The sequence below is a fragment of the Oscillibacter sp. KLE 1745 genome (assembly GCF_000469445.2).
Lineage (GTDB): Bacteria > Bacillota > Clostridia > Oscillospirales > Oscillospiraceae > Oscillibacter > Oscillibacter welbionis.
In genome coordinates this window covers 30,944-42,483 of record NZ_KI271694.1, presented here as the reverse complement: position 1 = coordinate 42,483, position 11,540 = coordinate 30,944, and the positions used below count along the sequence as shown (strand labels likewise).

Here is an 11,540-nt window from a genome sequence, read left to right as displayed (position 1 = left end):
CGGGGAGCGGCGGTACGTCCCGTTGCCCGCCTGTCTGCAGGGGGAGCTGCTGGACTACGCCCGGCGGCAGGGCCTGACGGCGGGGCCGGTGTTCTGCACCCGGAACGGGAAAGGCATGAGCCGGACCCAGGTGACGGAGGAGATCCAGACCCTGTGTCATGACGCCCGGGTAGAGGAGGAAAAGGGAACGCCCCGGTGCCTGCGGAAGCTGTATCTGGCTACCCAGGCGGAGGTGGAGCGCGGCGTGCGCCTGTTGGCGGAGCAGTCCTACGAGCGGATGCTGGACACGGAGCAGCTGGCCGCCGGGTGGGCGGAGGGAACCGGTCATTCCATCCATAAGGATGTTTACATATAAGATCACTGAAATATAAAAGGAGGAGAAGTGATGAAGAAACGGATCTTGTCAGCATTTCTGGTCCTCTGTATGATGCTGACAATGGTTCCCACTGCTGCCCTGGCGGCAGAAGACCCTGGCGGCGGCAACGGGAGCGACCGGGTCCACACAGAGAGCAACGACGGCGTCGTGGTGGACAAGACGGTCAACTATGATGAGGACGGAAATTATTCCCTGACCCTGGAGGCCTATGTCACCAACGAGGTGACCAAGGGAAGCAAGACCACACCGCTGGATATTGTGCTGGTGCTGGATGTCTCCGGGTCGATGGATGATGACCTGGGAGAGAGCACGTGGGAATATACCCCCACTGATGAACAGAGATGGTCGTATAGCGACATCAACGGGTCTCGGTGGACGACGTATTATTTCCGCGATGATGACGGCAACTACTACGAAGTGGAAGCTGAAAGTGATGGTTCTTGGGGGAACCGGCAATATTCCATCGGGTATTATACCGGCAGCGGGGTTTACCGGGACTGGAATCAGCTCGGTACTACCAGCAGGAACCAGAATGCCAACCTTTGGACAGGTACTCTTTACACGCGCCAAGAGATAACGACTTCCAAGATGGAGGCCATGCAGAGCGCTGTAAACGGCTTCATTGATCAAGTGGCCGAAAACGCGGCGGGTGCAGACAATGACGTGACCCACCGAATCAGCATTGTCAAGTTTGCGGATGACTCCTACGCGGACAGCGTCGGAAACGACCGCCAAGACGACTATTATGCCTACAACTATACACAGATCGTCAAGGACTTTACCACCGTCGATGCGGCGGGCGTTCAGCAGCTGACCGGCGCAATCGAAGCGCTGGAGCCCGCCGGCGCCACCAGCGTAGACTACGGCCTGACCCTTGCGCAGGACGTCCTGGACGGACAGTGGAGACACGACGGCGGCGAGTGGTGGGTCGAGGATCCGACGCTGACCGGCGCCCGGCAGGACGCCAAGCAGGTCGTGGTGGTCTTTACCGATGGTGAGCCCAACCACGGCAACGACTTTGATGACGATGTCGCAGCAACCGCTGTCAATCTGGCCCACGATTTGAAAAACAACGGCGTGACCGTGTACACCATCGGTATGTTTGAGGATGCGGATCCCGATGATATACGGGACAACTTCAACAAGTACATGAACGGTGTGTCTTCCAACTATCCCAATGCCACGGCAACAAATCGGTTCGGACAAGCAAGCTGGAATTTTTGCAATCTTGGCACCCGCGTGACGGAAGGCAACTACTACTTCGCGGCGGACGATGCCGAGGAGCTGGAAAACGCTTTCAGCACCATCGCCGATAACGTGAGCACCTCCAAGGTGGCGGCCGGCGCGAACACGGTGCTGTCCGACACGCTGTCGGACTTCTTCACCTTCCCGGAGGGGCTGACAGGCAGTTCCGATGCGGTGACGGTCCAGTATGCGAAGGTCACTGGGCAGGACCAATACGGCAAATATACCTGGGATTCTCTGCAGACGCTTGATGGCGTTACCCCTGTGGTAAATGCCGACAGCAAGACCATCACTGTGGAGGGCTTTGACTATACAGACCATGCGGTGACGAAGACTACTGAGAACGGCAACGTCACTTGGTCCGGCGGCAAGCTGGTCCTGACGTTCCCCATCCAGCCCGATGTAAACGGCAGCTGGAGCGCCGCCGAGACCTATGTGACAAATGACACGGACGAACACAAGGCCGGTCTGAGCGGCTACATGGTGGATGAGAAGCCGAATCAGTCTCTGGAGCTGACGGAGTCCCCCGAAGCGCCGGTGGAGACGTATCAGGTGTTGTATGATGCCAACGCCGATGATGCCGACGGTACGGTCACAGACAGCAAGTACTACATCACCGGCGGCGAGGCCATGGTGCTCCAAAACATGTTCACCCGGCCGGGGTATGAGTTTACCGGGTGGAACACCGAGAAGAACGGCACCGGAACGCCTTATGCGGCGGGGAGTGCCATCACTATCAAAAACACCGATGTGACCCTGCACGCCCAGTGGAGATCCACAGCGGCCAGCTATCGGGTAGAGTACTATCAGCAGAATTTGGAAGATGATAACTACTCGATCGTTGCAGCTGATACGTTGACACCCTCTGGTACTGTCGGAGATACTGCCACTGCTGAAATCAAGGAATACGAAGGCTTCACTTATAATGAAAGCCGTTCGAATTCCTCCGGTATCATCGCCGAGGACGGCACGCTGGTGCTGAGGCTGTACTACGACCGGAACGAGTACACAGTGACGTATGAGTATGAAGGTACAGTCCCTGCGGGTGCGCCGGAGGTGCCGGGTGAACAGACCTGCAAGTACGGTGAGACTGTGGAACTGGCAAAGATGCCGGATGTCACAGATTACCGCTTCAGCGGCTGGTATTCTGAAAATGTTGCGCTGAGTGGAGGTTCATTTACAATGCCCGATCATGCTGTTGTGATCAAGGGCAGCTTCTCTCAGCTCAACAGCTATACGGTGACTTACGACTTGAATGGCGGCACAACAACAAGTCCCCAGACCGTATTTCCCGGGCTGGCTTACGGCGGTAAGACACCGAGAATTGAGGATCCGACTAAAGAACCCAGCGAACTTTATTCGTATGAGTTTACCGGATGGTCTCCTGAAATAGCGGATACTGTAACCGGGGACATTACGTATAGAGCGGAGTATACGCGCACAGAACGGGAATTTACCGTAACCTATTATCTGGACGGGAATCCCTACGCTGAACCAGAGTCCTACACCTACGGGGAAACCGTTGTAATCAAGAAGCAGGCAGAAGACGCTACTGAATGGACTACAAATGACCTTCAGGAAAGCGACATTATTGAAGGCCTGTTCTACATGCCTGAGCACAACGTTGTCTTCACCGCAACCACCGACGGCACGGTGACGCCCGACGAGTGCACATACACTGTCGTGTACCATTATTTGGACCGAGATGGGAATGAAGAAACAGAGACCGATCCCAAGGATGAGCCGTCCACGGCAGGCACGCCGGTCAGCGGGTTGTATGACACGAACAGGACGTCTCATAGCGATAGCACCTACATCTTTGACCGGGCGGAACTGAACGATGTCGAGATTATAGACGGTGAGACTCTCCAAGCAGGCCATAACTCCATCGACGTCTACTATGACATCGACGAGCTGGGTCCCGACGACGAACCCGACGGGACCCCCGACAAGGACCAGATTGTCTTCACCTATGTCAGTGCCGATCACGCTATGGGCTTTGTGAGCCTGGAGAAAGAAGTCGTCACCAGAGACCGGACCGGCATGGCCTCTCCGACGGGAGCTGTGGCGACAGCAGAAGAGGGCTGTGAGTTCGTGGAGTGGACCGATGACTACTATCATAGAACTGACACGAACGCGGGAATGAAGTACCTGGCAGGCTTGCCCTACGACGAGGACACCACCTTCACAGCGAAGTTCCAGAAAGCTGGAGAGGAGCCGGGGAATACCATCTCGGTGATTTTCCTTGCGGAAAACGGCACGTTCAGCAATGGGCAGACCACCTACACGGCAATCGTGGAGGTTAATGCAGATGGCGAGTATCGCCTGGCCGAAGGCGATATCTTGGAGGCAACACCTGATACAGGCTATGGGGATCCCAGCTGGACCTGCAACTATGAGGACTGTGATGCTCCGAAGATCGGAGACCCGGTAGAGGATTGGGATCTCTTTGTTGTGACCTTCCACCCCGCAGGGGTCGTGCCGACCCAGGTCACGGTTACCTATGCGTGGTCCGGTGATCACCCGGAGGGCGTGGAACTGCCTGAAACGGAAACACTGGCTGCCGGCAGCGATTACACCATTCAGCCGCCCAGTGAATTGCAGGTTTCAGACGAGCAGGGGACCTGGTATTTTATCGGCTGGTATGACAAAGTCGGTGTCCCTTACGGCGGAACGATTTCTGCCATCGATGCCGACACCACTTTGTACGGGCGCTGGGATTTCCAGGCGACTCCCGAAGAGCCCGAGCCCGATCCCGGAGACGGCCGTTTTATGGTGATCAAAGAGCCGGATCAGACCTCTGTCACCGTGGGCGATCCCATCACTTGGACCATCACCATTGCCAGCATGACGGATGAGACGTTGACCCTGGATGTGACTGACAAGTTGGAGGGTGTGACGCTGACAGATGAGGAGGGCAATACGGTCACCAATCCGGTTATTGTCGAAGGCTGGACCTATGCAACGCTGTACGCCAGCTATCAGACCTCACTGGACGATGTGGACCAGAAGATCGTGAACACCGTGGTAGTCACGGACACGGTACATCCGGAGGATCCCCCGGTGGAGGTCCCGGCGGACCCCGTGGAGGTGAAGCCCTATGCCATCACCATCACGCCGGCGGACATTGTGATCTACACTGGCGGAACCGGATACAGCGGTGTGCTGGACGATGCGGGCGATTTTGTCGGCAGCATGGAACAGGGCCTGCCGGAGCCGGGTTATCACATCGATCTGCCCGACTCTGTGGAAGCGTGGCTCACCAGCCATGGCGTGGACCTGACGCAGGCTGCAAACCTGGCGGACTACCTGAGCTTCTACTATTATGACCAGGAGACTGGTGCGGCGATCCGCCGCTGGGATCTGATGGACCAGGGCGTCTACTCGAGAGATGCAACCGGCAACGTGAGCCGCTATGTATATAGCCTGAGCCCGAACCAAATCGAGGGTGAAAATGAAGGCGTCAAGGTCCGGCTCCAGTTCACAGATGACGGCAACATCATCACTACCGACAACATCCGAATGGAAGAGGGCGTTGTTTCTGCCAACTATGAGATGACCATCTACGACGGCGGTCTGAACCAGAGTGAGATTCAGGCGGTGTTCTCCGCCGGCGGTGATACGCTCGTCTGCAGCGTCGATATCGGTACCGGCCATCTCTTGGTCAAGAGCGTCACAGACGAGGGCACTTCCACCAACGAGATCGTGACCAGCGCCGACACTGTGGACGCGAACCAGATCACTGCCGTTGACAACGGCAATGTGACCTATTATGTCAATGACAGTGAGGTCCAGGTGGATCCCGGCCGCGTGCAGCTGCTAGTGGACAGTGTCTCCAACAGCGACGCGTTCGATGCCGCCATGGGCGCTGACGCCCTTGCAAAAGTCGCGGCCACGGACAACACGCTATCCGCCCCCCAGTACGAGATGGCCTATCTGGACCTGGTGGACACCCAGAACGGCAACACCGTGGTAACCCTGGGCAACCAGCAGGCGCTGACCATCTACTGGCCCATGCCCGCCGACGCCGACGAGGACGGCGCGTTCTACCTGGTACACTATACCGGCATGGACCGTGAGAGCGCCAGCGACACAGGCGACTTGGCTGGTACCGCGCATACCGTGGAAAAGATCCAAGCTACCCGCGACGGCGACCATCTGGTCTTCACTGCCGGCAGCTTCTCTCCCTTCGTGCTGGTGTACGAGAAGGAGAGCAGCGGGGGCGGCGGCAGCACCGGAGGCGGCGGTGGAGGCGGCAGCCGGCCCACCCTGAACACGGAGGACCATTACTCCTATATCATCGGCTACTCCGACGGCACGCTGCAGCCCTACGGCACCATCACCCGGGGCGAAGTGGCCACCATCTTCTTCCGCCTGCTGACGGACGACACCCGGGAGGAGTACTGGAGCCAGGTCAACGACTACACGGACTGCAGCTCCGACCTGTGGTGCAACAACGCCATCTCCACCCTGACCAACATGGGCATCATCGACGGGTTCTCGGACGGGACCTTCCGGCCCTATGCCAAGATCACCCGAGCCCAATTTGCCAAGATCGCGGTGGGCTTTTTCGAGACCACCCGGGAGGACTACCAGGGATACTTCACCGATGTGGATATTAACGCCTGGTACACCGAGTACGTAGAGGCGGCAGCCCGCGTGGGCCTGATCGAGGGCTTTAATGACGGGACCTTCCGCCCCAACACCAACATCACCCGGGCACAGGCCTGCGTGATCGTGAACCGCGCCCTGGGCCGCAGCCCGGATGAGGATCGGCTGCTGGACGAGGACGAGATGATCACCTGGCCCGACAACAATCCGGAGGACTGGTTCTATGCCGACATGCAGGAGGCGACCAACAGCCACGACTACACCTGGGTGACCGTCAGCGGTGACAAGGTCGAGAAGTGGACGGAGAAGCTGGAACAGCGCGACTGGGCGGCTCTGGAGCACGCCTGGTCTACGGCTCACTCTGCCCCCGGCGGCGAGGTGACCAAGTAAGCGCGTACTCTGGCAGAATTTGATTCCCCAAAGGCCGTGGGAGAGGCATTTGCCTCTCCCACGGCCTTTTGACGGCCTCCGATGGCGCATCGGGACTCTTCGTGGCCAGCGGTCGCGCCGGCGACATTCCGGAGGCGTGATCCTCCGGAGGTGGAAGAGGAAAAGCGGCCGCCAAAACTTTTTTGCCCTTTGGGGCGTCTTATAAGACAGCCGGAGTCCCACAGAGGATGACGCCGGCAAACATCTTGAGGAAAGGATCATAAACGATGCAGAAGAAGCTCATTTTCTTGGCATTAACAGGGCTCCTGTGCCTGTCCCTCGCAGGCTGCGGCCAGAGCGGCAGTACCTCGCCGGAGGGGGGCAGCTCTCCGCAGGCGGAGCAGCCCGCGGAGGAGACCGCTGGAGAAGATGGGGGCCGGACCCCTGAGGAGGACGGTGCGGATACGGAAGCGCCCCAGTATACAGATAATTTTTCCATAGATACGGAGGCTGTTACAGCATTTGCAGAGCAGATCCAGGCCGCAGTGGCGGAAAAGGATCTGGAGGCGCTGGCGGACCTGGCGTCGTATCCGCTGTACATCGGCTTTTCCGATGGAGGGGAATCTGTGGAGTCCCGGGAGGACCTGATCGCACTGGAAGCGGACCGGATCTTCTCAGAAGAGCTGGTCTCTGAGATCGCCGGGGCGGACCCCGGGGGGCTGGCCCCCAGCAAGGCGGGATTTGCCCTGTCCGCCAGCGGCAGGCCCAATGTGGTGTTCAGTGTTGTCGATGGCAGACTGGCCATTGTGGGAATAAATTACTGACCTGCTCTTCCGCAGGGGACAAAAGGCGGCTGGCGGCGGGGGAGGCGTCGCTGCCGGAAAAGCTGGAGCTGCTGGGCAGGACCATCCGGTATCCGGAGCTGGACGTCTATTCCGCCACCCAACTGCTGGAACAGACGGAGGAGCATAGCAAGGCCCAGGCGGAGGCGGCGTGGTGTATATCCAGGCCGACGGCAGTCTGGCCGCCGGTATGCTGTATTTGCGGGGCGGCCCGGAGCACCGGGATGACCATTGGATGATGGTGGACAAGGGCGCGGGGCTGCCGGTGTGGATCGACTCCACACTCCGCTTGGCAAGGGATTCCCTGGGCACGGCGGAAGCGCTTGGACAGGCCTTCCGCAGAGGTCTCAGGCTGGAGATCTGACAGTACGGCCCGGCCCCGGATGGAAGGTGGAGGGCCGCAGCGGGCGCGTCAGTGTGGAGCTGATGGGATTTGTGTGGGACCTCTCCGGGGAGGAACCGGCCTCCCGTGCCGCAGAAGGGAAATGATGCAACAATGATGCCTTTTTGCGGCTGCCTTGCCGGAAACAGGGCTTATGGTATCAGTATCAAAAGGGAACAGGCGCCCGGACGGGTGCTGCGGATGAATATGGAATGGAGGAATTCATCATGAAAAAGAATCGGATGCAGATTTCCACGCTCCTCACACTGCTGCTCTGTATGCTGCTTCTCACTGCCTGCGGCGCGTCTACCACGGAGAGTGAGGGGACGGATCCGGAGACTCCGCCGCAGGAATCGGCGGCTGCGCCGGAGACGGAAGAACCGTCTGCCCAGCAGGAGGACGTCACGCTGGAGGATCTCCTGGGAGAGGACTATGTGAATTACCTGACGGAGACGATCACGATGCAGATGGCCAACCGCATGGAGAAGGACCCGGAGGTCCGCTACTTCCCGATTGAGGACAACGCGCCGTTGAGCGACTATGTGACCATCGGCGGGACCACGAAGTTCGAGGTGGACGAGGAGGGAAATCCGGTGATTTACTTCCCGGCCGGAACCGTGACGGATGGGGCAAATGGCGAGCAGAGCTTTCGGATCCCGAAGCTGTATCAATAACCGGAGAAACTGAAAACAGGCCGTCGGCTGCAGCCGACGGCCTGTTTCATTATTTCTGGGCAGAAAAGGACTGCCGTCCTGAAAGGGGTTCTGCATTGCCGCCATCAGAGCAGGAATACTTTTGCAGACTCCAGCCAGAGTGGGCACAAGATCAAAAGGCGTCGGTTTACACTCCGGCGCACCCTGGTGGCAGGCGCCAACATCGCCGGCTTCAAGCGGGTGGCTGAGGCCATGATGGAGCAGGGCGTATTCTGAGGCAAAGCATCCCACGGCTCTTCAGCCGCATAGCAAGGCGGAGCGTGAATAATGGCGGACATGAGCAGATGGCTGATGTGAGAGATGGCATACCATCAGATATGTACCAGAAATGGGAACGGGCATCCGATAAGAGCACTCTGGTGAAGACCCGGGCGAAAGGCCCTGAAAAAGCCGGGCAGAGCTGCTGCGGACAGACAACATGGTTCTGACAGACCCACCTCAAGCAGAGATAGTAAAGAAGCACAAAAGCCAGCACCGGACAGGAAATATCTTGCCCGGTGCTGGCTTTTGCTGTACGGGTCACGCTGTAAGCTGGAGGAGCTGCTTCTATGCACCCATCTGAGCGTTTCTTGTTCTAAGGAATTCTATGTTTCGGCATTCTGTGTAAGGAAGCGTTTGTAAAGAATAGCTGGCCGATGGGATATACTTCCGGGCTGATGATCTCCGGGGGGGCATAACACCGGAGAATGGCTCCCGGTCTTATCTTGACAGGCCAACGGCCATAGACTTTGCAGCCGGCCTGTGAACTTCATGCAGCGGTGTTGCGGGGAAGGCGATGCGTCTATCAATTCCTCCATATTGGAGGGAGAGGAGCTCATTCGTCACCGCTCTCCTTCATTTGCAGCAATTTGATTAGATCGCTGGTCATTCGGTCAACCAGAAGCAGCTGGGCAGGGGAGAGCCCGGAGAGCTTTTCCATAACGGAGGCTGCCAGCAGATTGGAGTCCGGAAGGAGGGCCCTGCCCCGCAGGATCCACTCTGTGGAGGTTCCGAGAACTTCACAAAGATGAATCACAGTTTCCAGAGAGGGGCCGGCCAACCCCCGCTCGATTGTGGAGATGAACTGCGTGGAACGGTCAATCCGCTCTGCCAGTTCCTCCTGCGTCAGCCCAGCTTGCTCCCGGGACTGCTGGATCCGTCTTCCGATTGCGATGTTCAGCGGCTTCTTTCCCTGCATGATGATATACTCCTCAATATAATATCATCAGTTTACGCATAATAATGCTTGACTTAAACGAAATGTTATGCTTATAATTCTAAGTGTAATATACTTAGTTTTTGCGGAAGCGGTGAAGGATGATAAAAGGTAGCTGCCCTTTTCCAGCCATTGGCTGGGAGAGGGCAGCGTTTGCGTTATCCGGAAATCCAAATCATTCTTCTGATTTGTTACATAAGGATAACCTTTTGCCGCCGCCCGCCAAGAGAGGCATTATGCGAAACGAGTTCCGCCAGCCGGATGAACAGAATATGCGCCAGCTCCTGCACCAGCATCCGGAGGACCTGCCGGGGCTCATCCTCCGCCTGGCCTGGCTTCAGGGGCTCAGCCGGGAGGAGATCGTCGCCCTGAAATGGGCCCAAGTGGATTTCCAGGAGAGGAGTCTGTTTCTGGAGGACCGGACGGTCCCGCTGGAGGAAGAGACTGCCGGATGCCTCGCTGCCCGCTTCGAAAATGGCGGCGCGGTGTCTCCTTATGTGGTGATCTCCGATAAGTTCCGGGAACCTCTGCGGCCGGAGTCCGTCTCCCGCATTGCCAGAAATGCCCTGACTGCGGGAGGCCTGCCTCAGCTCCAATTGAAAGATCTGCGGCGGGACTACTTTTTCCGCCAGCTGGAGCAGCACGACTGGCCCTATGCCGTCCGGGTCAGCGGTCTGTCGGTCTCCACCTTCCAAGCCTGCTTTGCCGGGGACACCCCGCACAAAAAGCGTTCAACACAGGCAGGGCAGCAATTCGATGAATTCCGTCTGTGGCAGGTGCTTCAAAAGGAGGACAGCTCCGCCGCGGGCATTGCTCTGTGGATGAGCTGGCAAATGGGCGTGCAGGGCAAGGAGCTGGTGAATCTCACCTGGGACCAGGTGGATTTAGAGCGGGGGCTGCTGCATCTGCCGGAGCGGGACATGCTGCTGACCAATGCCGTGCGGCGGCTGCTGGAAAAAGTGCAGAAGGTCCGCTCCCCTGGGGAGGATCCCCATGTGCTGCTCTCCCCCCAGTCCCGGCGGCCTATGGATTTGGCCCGGCTGTCCAAGGTGGTGCAGACGGCGCTGATCCGGGGAGGTCTGGAAAATATCACGCTCCGGGACATCCGGGCGGCAGGCGGACAGCGGGAGGACGACCAGACCCTGCTGGAGTGGACCCGGGCCCATGGCAGCATCACCCGGCGGGATGTGATGGCGCTGCTGAATCTGTCGGACACGGCGGCATATCTCCGCCTTCGCCGGCTGGTTGGCCGGCGGGAGCTGGAGCAGGTGGGCAAGAAATACTATCTCCCCGGAACAGTGGTGCCGGAGGAAAAGCAGTGGGAGGTGATCTCAGCCTATCTGCAGGAGGCGGGATTTGCCTACTGCCAGGATGTGGCGGAGCTCCTGCACGTCGGAAAGCGCAAGACGGCGGGCATCCTGCGGCGGATGGTGAAGGACGGCCGGCTGCTGCAGTTTGAAAAGCGGTATTATCTGGCGAAACAGCCTGGGCAGAAGCAGATTCAATGAGGGGCGGCGAAGGGCTTTGCCGCCTCTTTTATTCTCTGCACCAAGGTTACAAAATATAACAAATTCAAAACGTATTGCGTCTATAAGTTTTCGTTTGGATTAAAAACGGGCTGAAACTGTGGACTTTTTAGAGAAGTTTGGATAGAGTTGCCTCAGCGGGGACGCCGGGGCGGATGCGACTCTTCGGCGAATGCGCCGGCAGGGCTAGCGCCGGCGGAGGCATCGAATGGGCCCGGAGGCCGCGGCGGACCACCGCAAATTTCAAAAGGAGGAGAAATCCCAATGAAGAAGTTCCTTTC

At 58.3% G+C, this 11,540-nt stretch carries 6 protein-coding genes and 1 pseudogene; 6 read left to right on the top strand and 1 reads right to left on the bottom strand.

Going from position 1 to position 11,540, the window contains the following annotated elements:
* The 5 genes and pseudogenes from HMPREF1546_RS03975 to HMPREF1546_RS03955 form a co-directional block, all read left to right on the top strand.
* Nucleotides 1-355: pseudogene (locus tag HMPREF1546_RS03975) on the top strand (hypothetical protein); the annotation flags it as partial.
* Between the two features lie 30 nt (nt 356-385).
* Nucleotides 386-6,622 carry an S-layer homology domain-containing protein gene (locus HMPREF1546_RS03970; protein ID WP_021750336.1) on the top strand — a complete coding sequence of 2,079 codons (6,237 nt, stop codon included), beginning with the start codon at nt 386-388 and terminating at the stop codon, nt 6,620-6,622.
* A gap of 266 nt (nt 6,623-6,888) precedes the next feature.
* Nucleotides 6,889-7,425: a lipoprotein gene (locus HMPREF1546_RS03965; RefSeq protein ID WP_021750337.1), complete on the top strand. Its 537-nt coding sequence runs from the start codon at nt 6,889-6,891 to the stop codon at nt 7,423-7,425.
* Between the two features lie 169 nt (nt 7,426-7,594).
* Nucleotides 7,595-7,807: a hypothetical protein gene (locus HMPREF1546_RS03960; protein ID WP_021750338.1), complete on the top strand. Its 213-nt coding sequence runs from the start codon at nt 7,595-7,597 to the stop codon at nt 7,805-7,807.
* Nucleotides 7,808-8,052: 245 nt separating this feature from the next.
* Nucleotides 8,053-8,499: an RsiV family protein gene (locus HMPREF1546_RS03955; protein ID WP_198016081.1), complete on the top strand. Its 447-nt coding sequence runs from the start codon at nt 8,053-8,055 to the stop codon at nt 8,497-8,499.
* 853 nt (nt 8,500-9,352) lie between these two features.
* Here the strand turns inward: HMPREF1546_RS03955 and HMPREF1546_RS03950 are convergent.
* Nucleotides 9,353-9,715: a helix-turn-helix domain-containing protein gene (locus tag HMPREF1546_RS03950; protein ID WP_021750345.1), complete on the bottom strand. Its 363-nt coding sequence runs from the start codon at nt 9,713-9,715 to the stop codon at nt 9,353-9,355.
* Nucleotides 9,716-9,969: 254 nt separating this feature from the next.
* On the opposite strand from HMPREF1546_RS03950, the gene HMPREF1546_RS03945 reads away from it, so the two are divergent.
* A complete protein-coding gene (locus tag HMPREF1546_RS03945; RefSeq protein ID WP_021750346.1) occupies nt 9,970-11,241 on the top strand; it encodes a site-specific recombinase phage integrase family in 1,272 nt (423 codons plus the stop codon).
* Nucleotides 11,242-11,540: the final 299 nt, after the last annotated feature.

Excerpts from the sequence above, each read along its gene's own strand:
- HMPREF1546_RS03970 (WP_021750336.1), top strand. The coding sequence starts at position 386 with ATGAAGAAACGGATCTTGTCAGCATTTCTGGTCCTCTGTATGATGCTG.
- HMPREF1546_RS03945 (WP_021750346.1), top strand. The coding sequence starts at position 9,970 with ATGCGAAACGAGTTCCGCCAGCCGGATGAACAGAATATGCGCCAGCTC.
- HMPREF1546_RS03955 (WP_198016081.1), top strand. The coding sequence starts at position 8,053 with ATGAAAAAGAATCGGATGCAGATTTCCACGCTCCTCACACTGCTGCTC.
- HMPREF1546_RS03965 (WP_021750337.1), top strand. The coding sequence starts at position 6,889 with ATGCAGAAGAAGCTCATTTTCTTGGCATTAACAGGGCTCCTGTGCCTG.
- HMPREF1546_RS03950 (WP_021750345.1), bottom strand. The coding sequence starts at position 9,715 with ATGCAGGGAAAGAAGCCGCTGAACATCGCAATCGGAAGACGGATCCAG.